The sequence below is a fragment of the Streptomyces olivochromogenes genome (assembly GCF_021538895.1).
Lineage (GTDB): Bacteria > Actinomycetota > Actinomycetes > Streptomycetales > Streptomycetaceae > Streptomyces > Streptomyces olivochromogenes_A.
On sequence record NZ_JADDRL010000060.1, the window covers coordinates 1 to 23,407 of the forward strand.

Below are 23,407 nucleotides of genomic sequence, written 5' to 3' on the forward strand. Positions count from 1 at the left end.
GCCGACTGTTGGGCCGCTCGCTTCCTCTCAGTGTCGTGCTTCCGCGGCCCGCCTCAAGGGCGCTCCGCGTCGCCTACGGCGATGGCCCTACGGGCCACCCTTGACCCGGCCCACTCCAGCCCGGCCAAGAAGCGAGCGAGCGGCCCTGAGGAACGGTGGCCCAGCCCGGCGTCGGCCCTGGGGTGGACTGAGCGGCAACGTGGGTGGAGGGGGCGCGTGTGCACCTCGCATGCACGCCGGGTGGGCTTGGCGGCGACCGGTCGGGGTGGGGGCGCGTCACCACCCCCAACCGATCGCCGCCAAGCCAACCCGGCGTGCAGGCGAGGCGCGGCTGCGGCCCCTGGCGGACGGCGCGTTCGTAGTGTGGGCGAAGGGGTGTTACCGGCAAGGCGGCCAGTTTCCTCGGCTGTCCGTTCGCTTCTTCCCCGTGGTGGAGCGAGGGGTGTCAAGGGTGGCCCGTAGGGCCATCGGCGTCAGCCGACGCGGAGCGCCCTTGACTCGCCTCGCGGAGGCACGACACTGGCCGAGAAGCGGGCGGCCCCACGGCCACTGAACAGCTCCGCTCAGGTCAGCCACCTTCCCCGCCGACCTCGCCTCTTCGGCTACGCCCCCTTCGGCCCCGCCTGCTGCACCACCTCGAAGGACCACAGCGTGGACGCGGAGGCAGCCGGACGGGGCCGCTCACCGCCCCCGGCGCCCTCGCCGGCCCCGCCGGCACCCTGGTGCGCCGTCTTCATCGGGCCCTCCATCCACGCCTGGAACGACTCCTCGTCACGCCAGCGCGTGTACACGAGGTAGGTGTCCGTCCCCTCGACGGGGCGCAGCAGCTCGAACCACTCGAAGCCGTCGGAGTTCTCCACGGCGTGGGCCCGCGAAGCGAACCGCTTCTCCAGCGTCTCCCGCTGCTCGGCGGGAACGGTCAGCACGTTGATCTTCACTACGCTCATGGACCCATCCTGGCCCACACCACCGCCGTTCTCAGAAGCCGGTCGTGAAGGCGTACACCAACAGGATGAGTACGAAGCCGCCCCCGGCGAACAAGTACGACGCCACGCTCGCCTCCTGGCCGAGCAGGATCGGGCGCCAGGCCAGGTACAGCCCGACGACGAACAGGCCGCGGACCGTCTGTGCCGGCACCGACCAGGCCCGCTCCTGGAGGGAGTCCGCATCCGGGGCCAGGGAGAAGACCGAGGCCAGGACGGCGCCGAAGACTCCCGCGACGAGGACGAACGCCGTCAGCGCCGCCCCGCCCAACTCGTCGTCCGGGAACGCCTTCCAGCGGCCGGCGGCCAGGGTCGGCAGGTCCTTCGACTCGTTGACGTATCCGCCCAGTTCGGGTGCCGACCGGGCCCACAGCACCTCGACCCGGGTGCCCGCACGGGGCTTGTCGTAGGTGTAGGCCCCTTTCACCAGGAGGCGCTCGGGACCGCCGTCGACGGCGAGCGCCAGCCGTGAGGCGTAGCCCTTCGCCCGGTCCTCGTCGCCCAGTTCGGCCCGTATCCGCAGCGGCTTGCCCACCACGCGTGCCGTACCCACCTCGGCACCCGCGTCCCGCAGCCGCTCGACCCGATCGCTGGTCGACATGCTCATCAGGCAGGCGAACATGGCACCGGAGGTGAACGCCACCAGCAGCCAGACGACGGCGGTACGGCCCTTCACCCACAGCTCGGAGTCACTGAGGGCGAAGTCGTCGCTGAGGCGGCTCAGCGGCAGCCGACCGTCGCCCCGGCGCCGGCGCCTCCCCAGCGCCGCCCCACCCTTGCGCAGCGACACCCGTGGCACGGGCATCCGCTCCCGCCGGGTCACCAGTGCCAGCGCCCACAGCGCCACCACCCGCACCGCCACACCCCCGGCGGCCACGCCACCCCACACCAAGGGCCCGTCCCACGGATGCGACATCGGCGCGACCCCCAGCAGCCACGCACACGCGACCACCCCCGCGCCCCACCCCACCAGCCCACCCAGCCGCACGAGCCACGCCCGTACTGGCGTCATCAATCCCCCTTGACGCAGTTACGGCCCAGCACGGTGTCAGGACCGCGCCTGCTCGTCCACCCCTGTCTCGCCCGACACTCCCGGGGCCCCCCACCCGCAGTTGCTCGGTGATCTGGACGAACGCCGCCCGGAGGTGTTCCGGGATACCCAGGGCCGCCGCCGCCTGCTCGGCGGAAAGCGCGGAGCCCCCGGCGGCCGTCGGTACGGTCGCGGGGGCGCCGGCGCCTGGGGCAGGTCCTCCTCCGTCAGCTTGCCGGACCGTATGAGGACGTCCCGGACGGGAACGCCGAGGGCACGCGCGAGCCCCCGCATGGTGTCCAGGTCGGGCATGCTCTGCCGTTGCAACAGGCGGGTGATGGCCGCCCGGTGCACGCCCGCGTCCTCGGCCAGCTTGGTCTTGCCCCCCCCACGGGCTGTCGATGTCGTAGCCGCGCGCGCATCGCGTCCTCGACCCAGCCGGCGAATTCCTCGATGTGCTCGGCATCGCTCTTCATACGTGGGTGCTCCCCTGCTGTGTGCTTCCCCGCGACCACTGCAGCGCTCGGGCGCACGCGAAATATGTGGGTGCGCGCACGCACTCGTAAGGATTGAGTGAAGCCGGACAACCCCTGGAACGGCGTCCGACCCGGTCGACCGCCACGCACATGCCATTGCGTGGGCCCCGCCGGTAACCGTTGCCGGTCCGGAAAGGGAATGACGGCGCCACCGTCCAGCAGGGTCAGTGCCGACCGCCGCAGCTGCGGCGACCGGGAGGCGAGGGCGCCTTTCCAGCCATTGGCATACGCGGCGAACTCCCGTCGTTCTACCTCGACTTTTGTGTGCAGGGCGGCTCCGTGGTCACCCAACTCGCGCATCACGCGCTGCAGTTCGATCAGAAGCCCGGCAAGTTCGGCCTTACGACGGAGGTTTCCGCTCGTGTCCACCCTAGGCCCTCACCGGTCGACCGCACCCCGACGGCCGGCTTCGCAGCGCCGGCATCACGGCGAAGTCCGGGACTCAGCCGAGGAGGTCGATGACGACCGCCAGCACGCACAGGACAAACAGCACAGAGGACCCCATGGTGAGCGGCAGAGCCGTTCTGCCGGTCGTCATCTCATCGGGCGTCAGGACATTGCCCAGGTCCCGCGGGTCATAGATCACCTCGATGGTGCCGCCGAACCGACCGGAACGAGAACGGAGCTGCACAGATGAAGGACTCGACCCGCCGGGCCGTCCGTACGGCGTTCCAGACCCTGTTGGCGGTGGCGGCGGCGATCAGCCGCCTGATGTCGACGCCCGCCGTGGAGAACGCGCTTCCGGACTGGCTGCGCAAGGACAAGGAAGAGGCACCGTGACCACGCGGGAATCGGAGGGAGTCGCCGTGGAACTCGAACGCCTCCGCCGCTCGGTCGACGTCGGCTTCGCCACCACCCGCGGTGACCTGGCCCTCCTCCTCCAGCGCGCCGACCAGACCGACAAGACCCTGGGCGACCACGAGGAACGGCTCGACGCCCTCGAACGCACCCGCTGGCCCCTGCCGTCCCTGGCGGCACTGACCTCGTGCGCCGCGCTGGCGCTGACCCTGTGGGAGGCATCCCACCGCTGACGCGCCCGGGACGCCCCTGTGCCCCCACGTGCTCAGGGGTGTCGCCGTCTCTCGAACGCGTGCATCATTGCCGGGGCGTTGCCGAGGGGGTCTGTGGAAGGGACGGTGCGGGTGCGCAGGGGTGGAACAGCCGGGACGGTGGCGGCGGTGATCGGCGGTCTGGGGCTGTTGCTGGCCGCCTGCGGGCCCACGGCGGACACCGGAACCTCCGGGCGCACCCCCGTGAACATCGCGAACGCCCCCGCCATGCTCCCCGTCCCCCACGGCAAAGGCAGCGAGATCCCCGACGACTTCAACGGCGACGGTCACCGTGACCTGGTGCTCAACGATCTGGTGAAGGCGCAGAGTCATGCCGACGACGCCGGTGTCGGCATCGTGTACGGCAGTCCGCGCGGACTCGTGCCCGGCGCGCGGCAGTTGCTCAGTCCTCGGAAGCAGGCGGCGCGTACGAAGGGGCAACTCCCCGCCGTTTTCGACGCGGAGGAGAGCTGCGACCTGAACGGCGACGGCTTCACCGATCTCGTCGTGTCGTCGGATCCGCCGTACGACGGGCAGGGGCAGCCCCCGGTGCCCCTCCAGATCCTCTTCGGCTCCCCGTCCGGGCTGACCGGCCGGGCGGTGAAACTGGCCGTCCCGGCCCGCGCCCGCTTCGGCAACGACTGGCCGGACCAGCCGGTGTGCGGCGACTTCGACGGGGACGGCGCGAACGACCTGGTGGTGCACGCGTCGGCGGGCCATCTGTCCTATCTGCGCGGCCCGTTCAACCCGCGTACGGGCCTCCCGCACGCGGCCGGCGCCCCCGTACCGGCACCGGGCGAGGTGCCGTCCGGCCCGTCCGCCGACGTCGACCGGGACGGATACGACGACCTGGTGGTCCGTACGGCGCAAGGCTCGACCAAGTCCGCGGTGGTCCTCGGCGGCCCGAAGGGCCCGACCCGTACCGGCGCCGTCCTCCCGGCCGGCCTCGACGTCGCCCTCGGCCGCTTCGGCGGGGGCAAGGCGCTGGACGCGGCGGTCGGCGGCATGGACGAAACGTCCCTGCGCTATGACCTGCCGACGGCGCGGCGGGGCACGCTCGACTCCCCCGGTTCCCTGCTGGACGCCGGCGACTTCGACGGGGACGGCCGCGACGAACTGGTCTCCAGCGGCTCCCGGTTGCGGATCTTCCGTGCCGGTACGGCGGCAGCGGGCCCGTCGGCGTCGGGCATGGTCACGATCGAACCGCCGGCCCACGGTACGACCCGCGTCCTGGCGGTCGCCGACTTCGACGGCGACGGCAAGGCGGACCTGGCGGTGCGCACGTACCGGGGTGAGACGAAGGACACCGTGGCCGTGTACCGGGGGGCAGGGAAGGGGCTCCTCGCGCGGAAACCGGCGGTGGTCTTCTCCAGTTCGGAGTTCCTCGCGTCGTAGCGTGTCCCAACAACCTTCAAAATTCCCTCACTTCACATACAACCCTCGTGCCTCACCGCGGGTCTTCTGTGAGCCGGCCTTCGCGCGCGCCCGAGGACAACCCAGGGCGAACACGGACGGTCGGCACACCACCGACTGCGGATGCCCCCCAGGCATCCCCCATGCCGCAGGAGATCCCGCGTGCACACGCATCTGCGACTCGCCCTCGCGACGGCCACCGCGGCCGCGCTGACGGGCGGTCTGCTCACGTTCGCCGCCTCGCCCGCCACCGCCGCCGACTCCGTCAAGGTCGCCAAGGCCGACTTCAACGGCGACGGCATCGGCGACATCGCCACCTCGGCGGCCACCGCCTACGTCAGCGGCCACAAGAACGCCGGCCAGGTCGTCGTCCTGTACGGCACGAAGACCGGCGTCTCCTCCGCCAAGCGCACCACCCTCAGCCAGAACAGCGCCGGCGTCCCGGGCACCGCCGAGACCGGCGACCAGTTCGGCTACGACCTCGCGTACGCCGACTTCAACGGCGACGGCTACGACGACCTCGCCGTCGGCACCCCGCACGAGAAGACCGGTTCCGACACCAACGCCGGCGCCGTCACCCTCCTGTGGGGTTCCCCGAGCGGCCTGACCGGCAAGGGCGTCGACGTGCCCGACCCGGCCGCCGGCTCGCACGACTACTGGGGCCAGGAACTGGCCGCCGGCGACTTCGACGGCGACGGCAAGGCCGACCTGGTCGTCTCCGCCTCCACCTCCACCCTCTACCTCTACAAGGGCGGTTTCGCCGGCAACGGCACGGCGGGCAGCCGGACCACCTTCAAGCCGCCGATCCAGTCGGGCAACGACTCGTCCCCGTACGGCCCGATGAACCTGACCGCCGGCGACGTGAACGGCGACGGCCGCACCGACCTCGTCGTCGACGGCTACGAGACGCACACGTCGTCCCACTGGAACACCAACTACTGGCTGCCCGGCACCGCGAGCGGTCTGCGCGGCGCCACCGCCAAGGCCCTCAAGCCCGGCATCATCACCGCGATCGGCGACATCAACGGCGACGGCTTCGGCGACATCGTCACCGGTGCCGCCTGGGACGACCGGACCAGCGACGGCCGGCCCGTCCCGAACGCCGCCAAGGGCGGCAAGGTGAGCGTCACCTACGGCTCGGCCTCCGGCCCCGCCGCCACCGCCACCGGCATCACCCAGAACACCGGCAAGGTGCCCGGCGACTCGGAGAAGGGCGACGGCTTCGGCTGGGACCTCGACCTCGGCGACATCAACGGCGACGGCTACCAGGACCTGGTCGTCAGCGCCCCGAACGAGGACCTCGGCGGCGCCACCAACACCGGCACGGTCACCGTCCTGTACGGCTCGGCACACGGCGTGAACACCGCCTCCGGCGCCCAGTCCTTCGCCCAGAGCACCGCGGGCGTCCCCGACAAGGACGAGAAGAACGACCTCTTCGGCGCCGACGTCAAGCTCGACGACGTCACCGGCGACGGCAAGGCCGACCTGGTCGTGGGCTCGTACGAGAACGGCGGCGACGGCGCGGTCACCTACCTGCCGTCCACCGGCCGGAAGATCACCACGACCGGTTCCCGGGCCCTCTCCGCGAGCTCCGTCGGCGTGTCCACGACGGACATCCCGCAGTTCGGCGCGGTCTTCGCCGACTGAGCGAATCCCCTAGGAGTGCCGCCGGATTCCCCTTAGGGGATGTCACAGCTCGGCAGCAAAGCCGGGCCCGGACCGCCGGGCCCGGCACGTCACTCTCGGGGACCAGGTACGTTCGATAACGTGGCTGGATTCAGGATCGGACGCGGCGGCCGGAACAACCGCGCCCCGCAAGGACAGCAGGCGCCGCAGGGACCGTCGTACGGTCGGCAGGGGCCGGGGCCGTCGTACGGTCGGCAGGGGCAGGGACAGGGGCCGTCGCACGGCTATCCGTCGGCTCCGCAGCCGTACCCGCAGTACGGCGGTGGCGGCGGCGGTTCGTGGCCGCAGGCGAACGGCGGCCACCAGGGCGGCAGAGCCGGCGACGGACCGGAGTACTTCGGCGACGACTACGGCGGCTACCCGGGCCAGGGCGGCGCGCCGGACCCGTACGCGGCCAACAACCCGGGCCACACCCAGGCGTTCTCCGTCGGCGAGGACCCGTACAGCCAGGGCGGAACCTACCGGGCCGGGGCTGCCGCCGCGGCCGCCCCGATCGGCCCGCGCCTGCACTGGAAGGACCTGCTGCGGGGCATCGTGTTCGCCCCGAACCAGACCTTCCTGCAGATGCGCGACTACACGATGTGGGGCCCGGCCCTCGTCGTGACCTTCCTGTACGGCCTGCTCGCGGTCTTCGGCTTCGACGGCGCCCGCAAGGACGCGATCGACGCGACCCTCGCCAACGCGGTCCCGATCGTCCTGACGACCGCCGTCGCGATGGTGATCAGCGCCTTCATCCTGGGCGTGGTGACCCACACCCTGGCCCGCCAGCTCGGCGGCGACGGCGCCTGGCAGCCCACGGTGGGCCTGTCGATGCTGATCACGTCCCTCACGGACGCGCCCCGCCTGGTCGTCGCCATGTTCTTCGGCGGCGACGCGACCCTCGTACAGGCGCTGGGCTGGGCCACCTGGGTCGCCGCGGGCGCCCTGCTGACCCTGATGGTCAGCCGCTCGCACGACCTGCCGTGGCAGAAGGCACTGGGCGCGTCGGCGATCCAGCTGATCGCGCTGCTGTCGATCGTGAAACTGGGCACGTTCTAGCGGGTCACGTTCCGCAGATCACGGAGACGACGAAGGCTCCCGGATCCGCCCGGCAGCCGGGGGCCTTTGCGATCACGGTCCGCGAGCCAGGACCGACTCAGCGGGCGGCCGACCCCGGGGCCGGGACGGCGGGGCCGGGGGAATCGGCGAGACGGGTCTTGAGGGTCTGGGCGCCGAGGGCGAGGCAGACGCCGAGCAGCAGGACGTAGAACACGCCGATCTTGTGCAGGTCGTCGAGGAAGTACCACACCGACGTCAGCCCCGTGAACCAGAACGCCATGAGTGCGAACCCGCCCGTGCGCTCGTCCCGGTAGCCGGCGGTCAGGCACACCCCGGCGACGAGCCCCAGCAGCAGGGCGATGACGACGTACCTCGTCTCCCAGCCCAGATTGGCGCGGGAGAACTCCGACCACACCGCCACGGCCTCCGCCACCGGAGCCCAGGCCACGGCACACGCCAGGCGGGCCGACCACAGCAGCAGCAGACACCCCGCGAGGCCGCTGAGCAGCGCGACCAGGGGGAAGCGCTCGGTGTCGATCATGTCGGTCCGCGACACCGTCACCGCGAGAGTGCTCCCGAGGAGTGCGACCATCCCCTCCGGCGTGGGCTGGAACACCACCCGGCCCAGGGACCTGATCCCGCCCGATCGCTTCGCGGGCCGGTCGTCCCGCGGAGCCTGCGCCAGCTCGGGCCGGTCCGCCTGGGCACGGGGATCCAGGGCGGTCGGGGTCGGTATCGCGGGCGCCGCGGGTATCCGCGCGGCCCGCTCCAGCTCCGCCTTCATCTCCGCCGCGTCGGTGAACCGGTCCTCCCGGCGCTTGTGCAGCGCCCGCAGCACGACCGCGTCCAGAGCCGGCGGCAGTCCCGGGCGCAGCCGCGACGGCGGCACGGGTTCCTGCACCAGGTGCTGGTGCATCACCGAGAACGGCGACTCACCGGTGTACGGAGGGCGGCCGGTCAGCAACTCGTACAGCAGGCACCCCACCGCGTACAGGTCCGTCCGGTGGTCCGTGTCGCGGCCTTCGATCTGCTCCGGCGCCAGATAGGCGGGCGTACCGACCGCCACGCCCGTCCCGGTCAGTCGGGTCGCCATCTCGCTGAGCGCCTTCGCGATACCGAAGTCGAGGACCTTGGCCGTCCCGGCCCGGGTGAACATGACGTTCGCCGGCTTGATGTCCCGGTGCACTATGCCGTGGCCGTGGCTGTGCCACAGGGCCTCGAGCACCTGCCCCGCCGCGTCCACCGCCTGCTCGGCCGGCAGCGGTCCGTCCACCAGTTCCTCGGCGAGGGTCCGGCCCTCGACGTACTCCATGACCAGGTACGGCACGGCGACGCCGTCCACCGCGTCCTCGCCCACGTCGTACACGGTCGCCACGCCGGGGTGGTTGAGCGCGGCGGCCGCGTGCGCCTCGCGCTGGAACCGGGCGAGGAACTGCGGCTGCCGCACCAGCTCGGCGGAGAGCGTCTTGACCGCGACGGTACGGCGCAGGCGGCGATCGACGGCCCGGTACACCGTGCCCATCCCACCGTGGCCGAGCTGCTCCACCAGCTCGTACCGCTGCCCCAGCGTCCTGTGCTCCACCGCGTTCCCCCAACGGCCGTCCAGGTCCTCGAACGTGTCGACGCGGACACTCCGCGGTTCGCGGATCGCGTGCGACACACGGAAGGAGACGGCGGACGCCGGGTACCGTTCCCATCCGATGACGTGATCAGAGCCTCATACGCGGGCGAGCACGAGGCACAGGCCTTTTCCAGCGCGTCTTGCAGCGCGTCCTACAGCGCGTCTTTCGACGGTGTGATCGGTGTGCCGGACTTGCGGCACGGAGGCAGCACGGACCACGGGAAGTTGATCCACTCCTCGGTGCGCTTCCACACGTACTCGCACTTCACGAGCGAGTGGGACTTCTCGTAGATCACCGCGGACCGCACCTCGGCGACGGTGTCGAGACAGAAGTCGCGGACCAGCTTCAGCGTCTTGCCGGTGTCGGCGACGTCGTCGGCGATCAGGACCTTCTTGTCGGAGAAGTCGATGGCGTTCGGGACGGGGGCGAGCATGACGGGCATGTCGAGGGTCGTCCCCACACCGGTGTAGAACTCGACGTTCACCAGGTGGATGTTCTTGCAGTCCAGGGCGTACGCGAGGCCGCCCGCCACGAACACCCCGCCGCGCGCGATGGAGAGCACTATGTCGGGCTCGTAGCCGTCGTCGGCGATGGTCTGGGCCAGCTCGCGGATGGCGTCGCCGAACCGCTCGTAGGTCAGATTCTCACGCACGTCGCTCATGCCGGGCTCACACCTGCGTCCGATGGAAGTTGAGGAAGGAACGCGAGGCCGTGGGCCCACGCTGGCCCTGGTAGCGGGAGCCGTAGCGCTCGCTGCCGTAGGGGTGCTCGGCCGGCGAGCTGAGCCGGAACATGCACAGCTGGCCGATCTTCATGCCGGGCCAGAGCTTGATGGGCAGGGTGGCGAGGTTCGACAGCTCCAGGGTCACGTGCCCGGAGAAGCCCGGGTCGATGAACCCGGCGGTGGAGTGCGTGACGAGCCCGAGGCGGCCCAGGCTGCTCTTGCCCTCCAGGCGCGAGGCGAGATCGTCGGGCAGGGAGATGACCTCGTACGTCGAGGCGAGCACGAACTCCCCGGGGTGCAGGATGAACGGCTCGTCGCCCTCCGGCTCGACGAGCCGGGTCAGGTCGGCCTGCTCGATGGAGGGGTCGATGTGCGGGTACCGGTGGTTCTCGAACACCCGGAAGTAGCGGTCCAGCCGCACGTCGATGCTCGACGGCTGCACCATGGATTCGTCATACGGATCGATCCGTACCCGCCCGGCATCGATCTCGGCCCGGATGTCCTTGTCTGAGAGAAGCACGACCCGAGGATACGCAAGGGGCGCGGAGCCGTGACAATCGTGACGACTCCGCGCGCCGGTACTGCTGCCGCTGTGTCCCGCTATCGCCTCTCGAGCGTCACCGGCACCGCGCTGCGGAGCCGGGCACACTGTGGACACCGGACGAGCCGGCCGGGGCCGAGTCGCTCGGCCTGCTGCATCGGGAACGAAGCGGTGCTGAAGACGTGCCCATCGGCACAGCGGACGAGGGTGCGTTCCATCAAGTCCTAGAGTCCCTTCCCCAAGAGCCGCGTCTGGCTTGATGCCCTGACGACAAAAGCCACATTACGGGATCAAAGAGACGACCCTCCAGGCGGCGCTCCGGCGTCCACATCGCCCCGCCGGGCCCCTCTCCCACACCCCTACCGTACGCCCCAACTCCGGTCGCCCGCAGCCGGATCCCTCCCCTGAAACACACTCAGACCCCATGGCCTGAGCGTCGGGGGTTCACGATGAGGTACAGTGAGCGAGCGTTCGGACACCGATTGATCGGATCCGTAATTACGCGGGTGTAGTTTAATGGTAGAACATCAGCTTCCCAAGCTGAGAGCGCGAGTTCGATTCTCGTCACCCGCTCCATGAAGAAGGCCCAGGTCAGAGACCCGGGCCTTTTTGCTGTTCACAGTGATCAGTCGCCGCGTGCCAGATTCGCGCCAAAAGGCTTGTCGGCCCCTTTTCGGGGCCTCCGCCCGAGCCCTCCGAACAGTGGCGTCGAGGCCGCGGCGGCGACCTCTTCCTGCCGCTCGTCGTCGGAGTGCTGATAGATCAGCGCGGCCTTTTCTCGGAGGACTGCCCGGCCTCATGAGGGGCTGCCGGGGCGGACGGTGAGGTAGGTCCACCGGCTCCACACGCTGCCGGTCTGTGCGCCCTTGGCCGGCGGCGTGTAGTGGCCGCGGATGCGGTAGTGGTCGTTGCTCGCGAAGAGCTTCAGAGCCCGGCCGTAGCCGTACCAGTCGTCGGAGTACAAGGGCACGCAACTCTGCGAGGTGACCTGGTGCCAGGCCTCCGAGTAGTAGTGCTCGACGTACACCGACGTACAGCCGCCGGACTGATGGGGAGTGATCTTCAGGTCGAAGCCCATGTTGACTTCGGACTTGTAGAAGACCTGGTAGGTGGTGGATCCGATGCGAGTGGTCGAGAGCGGCCACTGCATCTCCGTCCGGACCGTCGGCGTGAGGCCTGCGCTGGTGGTCACCGTGCGCGGGGCGTAACGGTAGTCCCCCGCGAAGGCCGCGCTGAGGACGGTGTTGCGGGTGATCTTGTAATACGCGACGAGGTTCCCGTGCGCGTCGACCTTGCCGCTCTTGAGCGGCGTCCGCGACTTGCCCGCGGGCTGGTCGTACAGCGTCACGGAGCGGGAGTTGTAGGTGCTCCCCAGATGCGCGGTGACCTTGACGGTCGCGCCGGAGTGGTACGACTTCGCGTCAGTCCCCACACTCAGGGCCGGCGTGGCTCGGGATACCTGCACCTTCGCCGACGCCGTGACCGGGAGGTAGGAGGTACCACCGTCGTAGGTGAAGGCGTACGTGTTCGCGCCGCCGACCTGCGGGGTGTCGTGGAGGGCGAAGCTGCCGTCAGCGGCGACGGGCACGGTGCCCACCGAGTAGCCGGAGGGGTGCTTCAGGTCGGTCTTGACGACGTGGACCGCGCCGGTCGTCACATGCGCATGCGGCCAGGTGAGGTGACCGGTGACGGTGACCGGTGCGGCACGATCGGCGGAGGAGGGAGCGGTCAGCGCCATGGTGGGTGCGTACTTGGCGACCGGGATGTCGAAGGACCGTCCGGCCGGTCCGTAGTGGCCGCTGCCGGAGTAGTCGACGCGGAAGCTCAGTTGACCGGTGAGGGGTGCCGTGCCGTCGACGCGGTAGGAGCCGAAGAAGCCGACCGGGCTCGCCGGGGTGGCTGTCGGGTCCGGGACGAGCACGCCGTCCGGATCGACGTCGTCGTAGCGCGTGATGCGTACGGTGCCGGGAATCATGGATTCCCGGGGGCTGAGGCCGAGGGTCGAATCGGGCGACACCACGAACGAGTAGGCCTCGCCGGGGGCGAGCGGAGCGGTCCAGCTTCCGTGGAGCGTGACCGGTGCGATTTCCGGGTTACGAGAGATGTGGAGCGTCGGTGTTCCCCCGGAGGCGTCGACGGCCACGCCGTAGGCCCGGCTCTCGTCCGGTGCCCAGGCGAGGCCGTGCGCGGCGGAGTTCAGCTCCCGGGCGTAGAAGTACTCGGTGTAGTTGCCCTCGCCCGTTTCCGGAAACGTCACGACCCCGCGGTCGCCACTGGCCATGGTCCCGTCCGGGGCCACGGCGACAGCCCGGCCGTACACCCCCGTGGCGAACTGCCCGTCGACCGCCAGATCCGAAGTGCGGTACCGATTGGCGGTCGCGCCTTGAAATGACGGGACCGCCAGATGCAGCCCGTCCGCCGTGACCGCGAAGTCACTCAGGTCGGGGATGGGCAGCGCCTTCGCGGCCTGCCGGGTCAGCGCACCGCCCTGGGCCCGGTATGTGACGAAGGCGGCGGTGTCGCCCGTCTGCACGGCGGCCGCGAGTACGCCGGACGGCGTCGGGGTCGTCGCCAGCGTGGGCGCTGCTGCCCAACTGCCGGAATCCTGCCGCAAAGTGACCGTACCGGCGCCGTCGACGGATCCGATGCCGCCGACGCCTGCTGTGCCGTAGCCGAACCAGAGGGTGCCCCCGGCGACGGCCAGCGAGTCCGGATGGGTACCCACACCCGTGCCGTAACGAGCCGACTCGGTCAGCTTCTCCGTACTGATCGCCGCGATCGCGTCCTGGCCCGGGAGAGCCGCGTACAGCGCGGATCCGTCGTCCGAGAGGGCCAGACCGGTGGCACCTGGCTCACCACTGATCACCGTCGGGTTCCCGCCGTCGAGGTCGGTGACGAGAATGCCGTCGGTGCCGGGGCCGCCGCTGATGAACAGGTGTGCGTGCGGCTCGTCCACGACCATGTGCGAGAAGTGCGCGATCGGCAGCGGTATGTCCGACGCCGCGTACGAGTCGACCGCGCCGGGACCGATGACAGTCGTCAGTCCCACGAGCAGCGCTGCGGCGGTTGGCGACGAGAATCGCGCCAGCTTCATGAAAGGCCCCCACATAACCTTCACGATCAAGGGGCGCAACCTAGCATGGGGAAGGTCGGGCCACGACAGTGGGTGGGGCGGATCAGGGGGTGTCATGGGTAACAAAGAGACGGAACAGGGGGCGATCTCACGTGTGTTGGACTTGGAGCGAGCCGCCGGCCGCGATCCCGAGGACGTCCGCAGCTCGGGCCTCCCGTACGACGTCGAGAGTTCACCCCGCATGATCGAGGTGAAGGCCTTCAGTCGCTCGGCGCGCAGTGAAGCGCTGCCGCTGGAACACCGGCAAGTGTTGGCCGCCAGGGCGAACCCCGAGCACTACTACCTCTATGTGGTCGACAACCTCGCGGGTCTCGACGGGGCAGAGATCGGAGTGCGTATTTTGCACGGAGAGGCGCTGCTGGCAATGATCGAGCGATCCCAGCCCCAGATCACGTACTGGCCCACCTTCAGGGCAACCGAGTACGACCAGGCGGAGCGGCTGCAGTGAGACGTGCTGTACAGCAGTGAAGTACAGCGACCGCCGCCGCACGAAGCTGTGCCGGAGTTCCCGGGCGTCCATTCGTCAGCATTGATGGCCGGGGCGGTCCTCTAACGCGGTTCGTGGGCCGCCGCCCGGCAGGCGCCGGTCGCGGCGCCGCCCGCCACTCCGGCCCCGGTCAGCCCGGTCACACAACCCTGAAGGTCTCCGACCACGCCACGGCCGCAGGCCGCTGTGACGGAGTCGGAAGCGGTCGCACCGGCCAGTTCGGCCATCCGTGTGCAGGCGGGGATGTCCGCCCGGGCGGGAGCGGCGAGGACCGCGCCGCCGAGGGTGAGGGTCAGGCCGGTGAGGGCACCGGCGATACGGGTCGACGTGCGCATGGGACGCACCTGCCTTCCGAGTTGGTCGCGCGGTCCCGGTCCCGGCGGGCCGGATCCACGCGGTAAGGCCGCCTGGCGACGCTCGGTGAGTGGTGCCCCGGCCGGCGGGCTCACAGACTGACCGCACGAATCGCGTCGCATCCATTGAGCCGCACCGGGACATGGTCGCGTCGCCAGGCCGAAGGAGAAGGCTCCGGACCGGATGAGACGCACTCGGACCTCCACTCGCGGGCCCCTCACTCCAGCGTCGCACCCTCTCCCCCGCCCGTCCTGGGCAGCCAGGGGCGGCCGCGCTGAGTAACTGCGATTGCGCGAAGCGCGGTAGCCGGCCCGTCCTGCCGACCAGGTGGATCGGACGGCCCAGCGTCCCGCCCGGCCTGCCCCCCGGCACACCGCCGGGCGCGCCTCGGCCGGGGAGGCGGCAGGCCTTCGCTTCCCCGCGAGGTGCAGGGCCGCCACTGGGGTGGCACTTCACGGCGAGCGTCGATGGGAGGCCAAGGTGTCGCCTGCCACGACTCGCGTGTCTGCTCGCCGTCACCCATTCTGAGTAATAGGCCGTTCCTGGCAGCCCGGTCATCCCGAAGCACCGGACCAGGGACACGCGAGAGGAGAAGGCCATGCGCACACGACGACTGCTTGGGCTCGCCCTCGCCACTGCAACCCTCGCCGGCATGAGCGCCGTCGGCGCCGCCACCGCTCGGGCAGCGACGTATCCGTCCATCTCGGCCGAAGAGTGCACGGCCCAGGGTGGAACGGTCAACCAGGGCGGCCCTTACCTCCCCCCCACGTGCAAGTTCCCCGACGGGCACTCGGAACGCATTACCTGAGCGTGTCTTCGGCGGCAACGTCAGCACGATGAAGCGGTCTTGACCGCTTGCTGGAGCACGTACTGCGCCTCGCCGTCAGCTCGGCAGGCCGCTGCCGAGAAGGCCCGTGGCCAAGTTGGCCGGGCCCTACCGGAGGTGCAGCCCCACCACCAGGCCCGCGTGATCGGACGGCCACAGGCCCTTGGGAGTCCGGTCCCTCACCTTGTCTCCGATCAGGTGGGCGGAGGCGGCCGAAAGGTGTGCGGGCTGGTAGAAGACGTAGTCGATGCGCGCACTGAGTTTGGACGGCAGGTTGCGCAGATCGGGGTCCTGAACGGCGGTGAATCCGCCGCCGGGGCCGTGGACGGTCCGCCAGGCGTCGTCGTAGCCGCCGTTGGTGAACGTGGCGTACGGTCCGGTCGCTTCGGTGGGCAGGGTGTTGAAGTCGCCAAGAGCGGTGACGGGATACGGCGACTGTGCCAGCGCGGCGTACAGCTCCCGCCCCTGGGCGTTGCGAATGGCCGGCACCCCTGGCTGTAGGTGTGTGGTGGCCACCCGCACCCGTGTCGACTTGCCCTTGAGGGCGACGTCCACCGCGGACCAGCCCCTCAGGGTGGTGAAGGTGAATCCGAACGGGGTGGTGATGACGAGCTTCGCGGCATAGAGGTGCGCCTGCGCGTTCGTCACCGAGACTCCGTCCTGTACCAGGATCGCGTCCCGGTTCGTGAAACTCGCCTGTTCGGTGGCACTGATCGGCAGGGTGGTGGTGCCGGTGTCGTCGACCGCGACGGCCCGGTAGTGGAGACCTGCCCTGCGCAGCTCGCGGAGCAGGATGTCCAGGAAGTCGTAAGTGGTGTGGAGGCGACCGCCGAGCCGGCCCTTCTTCCACAGAGCCACCTCTTGCAGGCCGATGGCCTCGGGGCGCTCGCTCCTGAGCAGGCGCGAGATGGCCCGGGCGCGGGAGGGGAAGTCGGTGGCGACCACCTGGTCGTAGGCGATCCCGGCTCGCGCGACGAGCTCCTGCGGAGTCTGCGCAAGGGCCAGAGGGGCGAGGTCGGCGCCCAGATAGATGTTGTACGTGGCGACCTTGAGCTGCCGCGTTCCGGCCTGAGCCGGCGCGGCCAGGCCCAGTGTCGCGGCAACCAGCCCCACGACGGCCAGAAGTGCCGCCCATCTGCGTGCCATGCGCTTCTCCTCTCACCGCCCAGGTCAGATCACGCCGGCCCGGATCCGCTCACACTGTCCTAAGAAGTCCAATAACGTCCCGTACTCGTATGATTACGCGGACGTGAGTGCGAGAGCCCGTGGGGGAGACGGCGCCGCTCAAAATCACCCGTAAGCGCCGCAGCTGGTGGAGCGAGCGGCCCCAGGGCAGTACCTCACCCCCGCCGCCCTCCCGAAGCGGCGGCGGGGGCCAAGGCGGTTACCAGGACAGCGCGTCCTGGGCGTTGTCCTGCCAGTAGGTGACGGTGGCGGCGCTGTTGAAGAAGATTCCGTGCTTCGGCAGCTTCAGGGTCTTCTCCTTGTTGATCGCGTTGCCCTTCCTGTCGGTGAAGAACACGCCCAGGGTCTTCTCCTTGGCTCCGCCTTCGCCTTCGGGGGTGGACGTCGTGATGCCCGCGTACGCCGACTGGCCGGGCTTGAGCGTCACCACGGCCTGCGGGGTGGTCTCCTCGGCCCACGGCAGCGGGGCCTGGGCGTCGGCGCCGGCCCTCAGGAAGGGGGCGGTGTAGGCGTAGCAGGGCTTGGTGCCGGTGTTGGTGGCCTTGAGCAGCAGGTGGTTGATCGGGCGGGACACCTCGGTGACGGTCAGCTTGGTGTTCGCCGTGGTGCAGGTGACGACCGAGGGGGCCGCCTTGGTGGCGGCGGAGGCGGTCTGCCCGGTGGCCTGGAGGCCGACGAGCGCGAGGGCGGCGGCGACGACCATGGAGGAGGCGGCCGAGCGGGAGACGAAGCGAGTGGCGATACGCATGAGTGGACTGCTTTCTCTGAATATCGGGAAGATGATCTCGTGCTTGTGAACTGCGCGGTTCGGGCTTGCGCCGGAAGTGCGGCCCGGGAACGCGGAGTTGAGCGGGTCCGATCACCGTGTCCGGCGAGGCGCCGCGTTCGGATGACCCAAGCCTGTGCCGTGCGGCGTTCCGCCCGCCATTCCCGCCGGGAGTTCCGGGACGCTGGAATGCTCGTACCGGCTCTGAACTGCAGAGACGTGGCCTTCATGGGATACCGAATGGGATGGATGACCCGTCGCACGGCCTCCAGGGCGGCAGGCCCTACGCTGACCCCGTGAGGCAGACAGGCGCTGGGAAGGACGATCGGCGATGACGCCCCTGAGCACCGGGGACCCGGAGTCCATAGGCGGGTACACCCTTCTCGGTCGGCTCGGGACGGGCGGCATGGGAGTCGTGTACCTGGGGGTCTCCGCCTCGGGACGGCAGGTCGCGGTCAAGCTCGTGCACGAGCCGTATGCCCAGGAGGAGGAGTTCCGGACGCGCTTTAGGCAGGAGATCGCGGCAGCGCGCAGAGTCAGCGGCGCCTTCACCGCGCCCGTCGTGGACGCCGACCCGGACGCCGAGCGGCCGTGGATGGCGACGCTCTACGTGCCGGGGCTCAACCTCGCCGAGGTCGTGGAGCAGGACGGCCCGCTGAGTCAGCGGGAACTGCGCGCGCTGGGGCTGGGGCTCACCGAGGCGCTGCGCGACATCCACCGGGCGGGCCTGGTGCACCGGGACCTCAAACCGGGCAACGTCCTGATGACCGGGGACGGTCCGCGCGTCATCGACTTCGGCATATCGCGCGCTTCCGACAACCAGAGTCTCACCACGACCGGGCGGATGATCGGCACTCCGCCCTTCATGTCGCCGGAGCAACTGGCCTCGCCCCGGGACGTCACCCCGGCCTCGGACGTGTTCTCGCTGGGGTCGCTGCTGGTGTTCGCGGCCGTCGGCACGGGACCGTTCGACGCCGACAGCCCGTACATCACCGGCTATCAGGTGGTGTTCGGGACCCCGGACCTCGACGGGGTGCCCGAGGCGCTCCTGGGCATCGTCGAGCGCTGCCTGGACAAGGACCCGGCCGCGCGGCCGGAACTGACGGACGTACACCGCATGCTCCAGGCCCTGCCGGAATCCGACGCCACCGCCGCGCCGAAGACCGGGCGGTCCGCGAAACCCCGGCGCCACCCCACTTCTCGGAGCGCGGCCACCACCTCCACGGGCGCCGCGACCGACACCGGCACCGGCACCGGCACCGGCAAGCGACGCCGAGCCCGGCTGCTGCTCACCGGCCTCGGCGCGGCGCTGGCCGTGACGGGGCTGGGTATCGGGGTGGGTGTCTTCGTGTCCGATCCGGCCCCCGCCCCCGCCTCCGACACCACCGCCACGGCCGCCGCCCGTACCGCGTCACTGCCCGGCGGCTGGCGGCCGTGGCAGAAGGAGCTGCGGTACGACGTGAAAGGTATTCCTCTCGACTACGACAGCCCCGGATGCGTAACGGAGGCAAACGCCCTGTTCTGCGGCGGTACGGGCTTCACGGCCGCCAGGATCGACGCGGCCTCCGGCCGCACCCTGTGGCGGACCGGCACCCGCCCGCAGGGGGTGCAGCCGATCGGCGTTCGCGACGGGCTGGTCTACATGTACGAGGAACCGGACGACCGGACCAGGCGCCTAGTGGCCCTCGACGTCGACAACGGGCACCGGCGGTGGCAGCGCGACATCAGCCCGTCCGAGGACGCGGTCCTGTACGCCGGCGGACTGCTGACCCTGTCTCCCGACGACTCGTCGTTCGTGGCCTACGGGTCTTCCGGCAAGGAACTGTGGCGGGCGGCCTCGCTGGACGAGTACTGCACTCCGTCGGCGCCGGGAGGCGTCCCCTACGCCCTGTGCTCGAAGGCCACCGAGCCCGGCCAGGCCCCGGTCGAGCTGATGAGGCTCGGTCCCGGCAGCCTGACCGAGACCGCCACACTGCCCAAGAAGGCGGTAGCGCTCGGCGCGGTCGGCGGGCAACCCCTGTTCCTCGCCCCCCAGACGGCGAAGGACGTGTACGACGCCGGGTACGAACGGCCGTACAGCGCACTGCTGCGGGTGGCCTCGGAAACCGGGCAGGTCAGACGGATACCGCTGGCACATCCGCTGACCGGCGCGGCCACCCTGGTGGACGGCGTCGTCTACTTCGTCCGCTCCGACGGGTCGGTCACCGCGGTGTCGGCGGACAGCGGCAGACAGCTCTGGCAGCGGGTGACGGACATGGAGAGCCTGTCCGCGCCCGCGGTGTCGGCGACGTACAAGCGGGTCTATTTCTCCAACCGCTTCGGCCGTCTGCTGGCACTGGACAGCCGCACCGGAGCGGAGGTCTGGCGCACGTCCGCACTGGACGACCCCGGGGACAAGACGCAGGCCTACCCGCCGCGCATCCTGCTCGTCAAGGACGCGATCATGGCGATGGCCGGCGACACGGCCTTCTCCCGGAGCCCGGACGGGCCTAGCTGACACCGGTGACCGGATCGGTTCCCACCCGCCCGCCGCGGGAACGGGGGGTCCGCCGACGCCGGTCCCGTACCGGCCAGAGCAGGACGTACGCGGTGGAGGCGATGACGAAGCCCAAGCGGATCAGGCCGCGGGCCGCGTCGCCGGGAACGACGAAGACCGTGCCGTACAGGGTGATCAGGCCGATCCAGCTCCACCAGGGCACCAGGCGCCGCTGTCCGATCACGTCCCACAACAGTGTGCCCAGCAGGACGGAGGCGGTGTAGTACGTGTAGACGCTGGGGTCCAGGGCGATCCGGGCGTTGGCGCCGAGCAGGACGACGGCGGGCCAGCGGCCTCGCCAGACCGCGACGCAACCCAGCGCCAGCCCCAGCGCGGCCTGTGCGGGCCGGTCCCAGGGAGGGGTTCGCGGATCGTCGACGCCGAGCCAGTGCAGCGCGGACGCGGGCTGGTTGGGGATGGTGAACTGGGCCGCGGTCAACGACTGCGGGGCGCTGAGGAGGAACGGCAGCCAGGCGAGCGCGACCAGGGCCGCGCACCACAGACCCGCGCGCGGCCACTGCTTCCTCGGCAGTGCGAGCAGCAGCGGCAGGAAGGCCAGCGCGGTCGGTTTGGAGTCCATGGCCAGGGCCAGGAAGACGCCCGTCATAGCGGGGTTGCCGCGGGTGAGAGCGCATACGGCAAGGGCGGTGAAGAAGAGTGCCAGTACGTCGTCGAGGTGGCCGAAACGGACGGCGACCTCGATCCACATCGGGATGAAGGCCAGGCCCGCGATCAGCACCCGCTGCCGCAGTCGCTGGTGATTGGTGCCCGTGCCCAGGAGATGCCAGGCGGCGCTGCGTCCGGCCACCACCAGGATCAGCAGACCGAGCAGGGACATCACAGCGGCGGCCAGGAACTGCCCGACGGACTCGGGAAGAGGGTTGAACAGGCCCGCCGCCAGGAAGCTGACGGGACCCATCTGGAGTTCGGGGTGGTGGGCGTACAGATTCAGACCGCCGTCCGCCCTGCCCGAGCCCGCGTAGAGCAACTCCCCACCCGTACGCAGGTAGTGCCAGGAGAACCCACCGTGCGGCTGGACCACGGCGAACCAGAGGGCTGTCCAGGCGGTGAGCAGCACCAGGTGTAACCGCTGGCTGATGGCCGACACGCTTTCTCACTTTCGGTTCTCGTCGCCTCGCTCGGTTCCCCCCACGTCATGCGCCCCTCTTTGAGATGGCCGGAAAGCAGGGCAGGTTCTCGGTGTGAGGTAAGAAGCGGCCGCCCGGTCCGCGGAGCCGACAGGCTGGGTGGCGCGAGAATGCGGCCAAAAACAGCGGGAGTTGCTGCGGAGCGACGAAGAACCCCCAGGCCAGAGGCCCAGGGGTTCTTCGTCGTCCAGCCCGGCGATGCGGAGGCGGGGCCTCAGCTCGTGAAGGTGAAGTACTTCCAAGTGCCGTACGTCGTCGTGTTCACGCTGTCGCCCGAGCCGCTGATGTACGAGTCGCGGACCCGGAAGCGGTAGCCGGTGGGCGGGGTGCCCGTGAGCGTGACGACGGACTTGCCCGCGGAGTCGAGCGCGAAGTACTGCTTCGCCGTGGTCTGCCAGATGCCGTCGGCGTAGACCTGGATCTGCAGCAGCTGCTTGCGGCCCGGGTACGGCGTCATCGTGGTCGTGACGACCGGGTCCTTGGACTGGTGGAAGTAGTAATAGGTGTGGCTCCACGCGTACTTGGTCTTGTAGGCGCCGCCGAGCGCCGTGGAGGTCTTCACCCGCGCGCCGACCGTGCTCGTCGTCGTCTTCGGCGCGTAGCGCGCGTCGCCCGCGAACTTCGCCGTGAGCACGGTCTTCCGCTTCAGGGTGAGGGTGACCGAGAGGTTGCCGCTGGAGTTGACCGTGCCGGACTTCACCAGGGTGTTGGGCTTGTCACCGCCGTACGGGTTGGCCCAGATCTCGACCGTGCGGTTCTTGTAGGTCGTGCCGAGGTGCGCCGTGAACGTGACGGACTTGGCGTAGTCGTACACCTTGCCGTTGTTGTTCAGCGTCAGCGTGGGCGTGGCGCGCGAGACGTCGACGGTGTCCGAGGCCGTCGCCGCGGTGTGTGTGGTGTCACCGGCGTACGTCACCGTGTACTTCACCTTGCCGCCGGCCGGCGGGGTGTCCGTGAAGGAGTACGCGCCGCCCGTGCCGAGGGGCTTGGTGCCGAGGGACTTGCCGTTCGGCGAGTCCAGGTCGGTGCGGGTGACCTGCAACGGGGTGCCCGCGGGCAGCGCCAGGTTCGCGGTCAGCTTGCCCTTGACGGTGAGGGACTCGGCGCGGGTGGCCTTCGACGGGGCGTCGGCCGTCAGGGTGGGGGCGTACTTGCGGGGCGCGTCGACGGTCTGGAACCGCATGGAATCGCTGGACCCGGTCAGCACGAACAACTGTGAGCCGTCGGGCGACCAGGTGGTGGAGTGTCCGCCCCCGGGCATCCAGGTGTGGGACAGGTTGCGGACGCTGGCCGGCTGGGCGGGGTCGGTGCCGAAGACATAGGTGTCGCCGATGTCGTCGGTGTCGAGGACGGTGGCCGCGACCGTGCCGTCCGGGGCGACGCTGACCGTCTCCGGATCCGAAACGGTCGGGAAGGTGCGCACCTCGGACAGGTCGGAGAGGCGGTACTCGGTGAGTGCCCGCGTCCCGGGGCCGGCGACGACGACGTTCTGGCCGTCCGGAGTGAGGGCGGCGTCGCGGTAGGAACCGCCCTTCTCGGCGGAGACGCGGATCGCCGGGGTGCCGGAGGAGATGTCGTAGACGACGATCGGGCCGGAGCTGATGTGCGCGTCGAGCGCGAGCAGCGTGCCCGGGTTGTCGGGGTCGGCGTAGAGCTCGGGCGGGCTGGAGAAGTCGTGGCCGGCCGCCAGGTCGAGGGTGACCGTGGGCGTCTCGGCGGTCAGGTCGACCTCGCCGAGCCCGGAGTCCCACTGGTCGCCGTAGCCGAACCACAGCCTGCCGTCGGCGTAGGCGAGCCGGGAGGGGATCGTCTGGTCGCCCGTCGGGTACTCGGCGCTCTGCGTGAGCTGCGCGGTGTCGATGGCGACGATCTTGTCGGCGCCCTGGACCGCGGCCCACAGCGTGCCGGAGTCCGGGCTCAGCTCCAGGTCGCGGACCTGGGACAGGCCGGTGAGCTTGGTGACGACCCTGCCGGTGAAGTCGGTGACGACGATCTGGCTGTCGTAGCTGTCGCTGATGAAGACCCGCTGGTGGACGCCGTCCACCACGGTGTCGTCCGCGCCCCAGACCGGTATGGACGTGCTGGAGTCGGCGGACGCCGGTGCGGCGAGCACCACCGAGCTGAACAGGGCCGCCAGGGCAGCGGCGGCCGGAAGAGTGCGCAGGCGCACGGTGTCGAACCCCCAGGAACGAAGGTGAGCGCAAGTGGGTGCCACCCGTGCGTCCGGTGTGTACGAACCCGTGGGCCGTGTGTGGCGAGTGAGCGAAGACTAGGTGATGTTGCGGATAACCACGGCACGGGGGTCTCTTTCCGCCATCCCCGGTCTGACGACTACGCCATCCCCGGTCTT

General features: G+C 70.3%; 21 protein-coding genes and 1 tRNA gene. 9 read left to right on the top strand and 13 right to left on the bottom strand.

The window, feature by feature from the left end; translation table 11 throughout:
- Positions 1–602 precede the first annotated feature (602 nt).
- The 4 genes from IPZ69_RS27305 to IPZ69_RS27320 form a co-directional block, all read right to left on the bottom strand.
- Positions 603–947, bottom strand: coding sequence for an antibiotic biosynthesis monooxygenase family protein (locus tag IPZ69_RS27305; protein WP_235457195.1), 345 nt, complete (start codon positions 945–947; stop codon positions 603–605).
- Between the two features lie 31 nt (positions 948–978).
- Positions 979–1,995, bottom strand: coding sequence for a hypothetical protein (locus tag IPZ69_RS27310; protein ID WP_235457197.1), 1,017 nt, complete (start codon positions 1,993–1,995; stop codon positions 979–981).
- Between the two features lie 36 nt (positions 1,996–2,031).
- The gene (locus IPZ69_RS27315) at positions 2,032–2,646 is read right to left on the bottom strand and encodes a helix-turn-helix domain-containing protein (protein ID WP_235457198.1); all 615 of its coding nucleotides are present in this window, start codon (positions 2,644–2,646) and stop codon (positions 2,032–2,034) included.
- 345 nt (positions 2,647–2,991) lie between these two features.
- On the bottom strand, positions 2,992–3,180 hold the full coding sequence (locus tag IPZ69_RS27320; protein ID WP_235457199.1) for a hypothetical protein: 189 nt from the start codon (positions 3,178–3,180) through the stop codon (positions 2,992–2,994).
- A gap of 2 nt (positions 3,181–3,182) precedes the next feature.
- Between IPZ69_RS27320 and IPZ69_RS27325 the strand changes: the two genes are divergently transcribed.
- The 5 genes from IPZ69_RS27325 (at position 3,183) to IPZ69_RS27345 (ending at position 7,735) form a co-directional block, all read left to right on the top strand.
- A complete protein-coding gene (locus IPZ69_RS27325; RefSeq protein ID WP_235457200.1) occupies positions 3,183–3,329 on the top strand; it encodes a hypothetical protein in 147 nt (48 codons plus the stop codon).
- Entirely contained in the window at positions 3,326–3,580 is a 255-nt protein-coding gene (locus tag IPZ69_RS27330; protein WP_235457201.1) for a hypothetical protein, read from the top strand. Before IPZ69_RS27325 ends, IPZ69_RS27330 begins: the two co-directional genes overlap by 4 nt.
- A gap of 105 nt (positions 3,581–3,685) precedes the next feature.
- Entirely contained in the window at positions 3,686–4,993 is a 1,308-nt protein-coding gene (locus tag IPZ69_RS27335; RefSeq protein ID WP_374293992.1) for an FG-GAP repeat domain-containing protein, read from the top strand.
- A 180-nt stretch (positions 4,994–5,173) separates the two neighbouring features.
- Positions 5,174–6,658, top strand: a complete 1,485-nt coding sequence (locus IPZ69_RS27340; protein ID WP_235457203.1) for an FG-GAP and VCBS repeat-containing protein — start codon at positions 5,174–5,176, stop codon at positions 6,656–6,658.
- Between the two features lie 39 nt (positions 6,659–6,697).
- Positions 6,698–7,735 carry a Yip1 family protein gene (locus tag IPZ69_RS27345; RefSeq protein ID WP_235457204.1) on the top strand — a complete coding sequence of 346 codons (1,038 nt, stop codon included), beginning with the start codon at positions 6,698–6,700 and terminating at the stop codon, positions 7,733–7,735.
- A gap of 97 nt (positions 7,736–7,832) precedes the next feature.
- On the opposite strand, the gene IPZ69_RS27350 is transcribed toward IPZ69_RS27345, so the two are convergent.
- The 3 genes from IPZ69_RS27350 to dcd all read right to left on the bottom strand — a co-directional run bounded on the left by IPZ69_RS27350 (position 7,833) and on the right by dcd (position 10,601).
- Positions 7,833–9,395, bottom strand: coding sequence for a protein kinase domain-containing protein (locus IPZ69_RS27350; protein WP_235457205.1), 1,563 nt, complete (start codon positions 9,393–9,395; stop codon positions 7,833–7,835).
- A gap of 113 nt (positions 9,396–9,508) precedes the next feature.
- Complete coding sequence (locus IPZ69_RS27355) at positions 9,509–10,018, bottom strand: phosphoribosyltransferase (protein ID WP_235457207.1); 510 nt, start codon at positions 10,016–10,018, stop codon at positions 9,509–9,511.
- Positions 10,019–10,025: 7 nt separating this feature from the next.
- A complete protein-coding gene (dcd, locus tag IPZ69_RS27360; protein WP_235457208.1) occupies positions 10,026–10,601 on the bottom strand; it encodes a dCTP deaminase in 576 nt (191 codons plus the stop codon).
- A 523-nt stretch (positions 10,602–11,124) separates the two neighbouring features.
- Here dcd and IPZ69_RS27365 point away from each other — a divergent pair.
- Positions 11,125–11,198 (top strand) — tRNA-Gly (locus IPZ69_RS27365).
- A 220-nt stretch (positions 11,199–11,418) separates the two neighbouring features.
- Here the strand turns inward: IPZ69_RS27365 and IPZ69_RS27370 are convergent.
- Entirely contained in the window at positions 11,419–13,716 is a 2,298-nt protein-coding gene (locus IPZ69_RS27370; protein WP_235457209.1) for a hypothetical protein, read from the bottom strand.
- Positions 13,717–13,810: 94 nt separating this feature from the next.
- Here IPZ69_RS27370 and IPZ69_RS27375 point away from each other — a divergent pair, with 94 nt between their 5' ends.
- Positions 13,811–14,203 (top strand): DUF3883 domain-containing protein, encoded by a 393-nt coding sequence (locus tag IPZ69_RS27375; RefSeq protein WP_235457210.1) that lies wholly within the window; start codon positions 13,811–13,813, stop codon positions 14,201–14,203.
- 101 nt (positions 14,204–14,304) lie between these two features.
- Here the strand turns inward: IPZ69_RS27375 and IPZ69_RS27380 are convergent, their stop codons facing one another.
- Positions 14,305–14,577, bottom strand: a complete 273-nt coding sequence (locus tag IPZ69_RS27380; protein ID WP_235457211.1) for a hypothetical protein — start codon at positions 14,575–14,577, stop codon at positions 14,305–14,307.
- Between the two features lie 617 nt (positions 14,578–15,194).
- Here IPZ69_RS27380 and IPZ69_RS27385 point away from each other — a divergent pair.
- Positions 15,195–15,404, top strand: a complete 210-nt coding sequence (locus IPZ69_RS27385; RefSeq protein ID WP_235457212.1) for a hypothetical protein — start codon at positions 15,195–15,197, stop codon at positions 15,402–15,404.
- Between the two features lie 126 nt (positions 15,405–15,530).
- On the opposite strand, the gene IPZ69_RS27390 is transcribed toward IPZ69_RS27385, so the two are convergent.
- The gene (locus IPZ69_RS27390) at positions 15,531–16,568 is read right to left on the bottom strand and encodes an endonuclease/exonuclease/phosphatase family protein (protein ID WP_235457213.1); all 1,038 of its coding nucleotides are present in this window, start codon (positions 16,566–16,568) and stop codon (positions 15,531–15,533) included.
- 238 nt (positions 16,569–16,806) lie between these two features.
- A complete protein-coding gene (locus IPZ69_RS27395; RefSeq protein ID WP_235457214.1) occupies positions 16,807–17,355 on the bottom strand; it encodes a DUF4232 domain-containing protein in 549 nt (182 codons plus the stop codon).
- Positions 17,356–17,704: 349 nt separating this feature from the next.
- Here IPZ69_RS27395 and IPZ69_RS27400 point away from each other — a divergent pair, with 349 nt between their 5' ends.
- Complete coding sequence (locus IPZ69_RS27400) at positions 17,705–19,870, top strand: protein kinase domain-containing protein (RefSeq protein WP_235457216.1); 2,166 nt, start codon at positions 17,705–17,707, stop codon at positions 19,868–19,870.
- Here IPZ69_RS27400 and IPZ69_RS27405 read toward each other — a convergent pair.
- On the bottom strand, positions 19,863–21,017 hold the full coding sequence (locus tag IPZ69_RS27405; protein WP_235457218.1) for a hypothetical protein: 1,155 nt from the start codon (positions 21,015–21,017) through the stop codon (positions 19,863–19,865). The two genes, IPZ69_RS27400 and IPZ69_RS27405, sit on opposite strands and share 8 nt — an antisense overlap.
- A 254-nt stretch (positions 21,018–21,271) precedes the next feature.
- Positions 21,272–23,227 (bottom strand): YncE family protein, encoded by a 1,956-nt coding sequence (locus IPZ69_RS27410; protein ID WP_235457219.1) that lies wholly within the window; start codon positions 23,225–23,227, stop codon positions 21,272–21,274.
- Between the last annotated feature and the right edge of the window lie 180 nt (positions 23,228–23,407).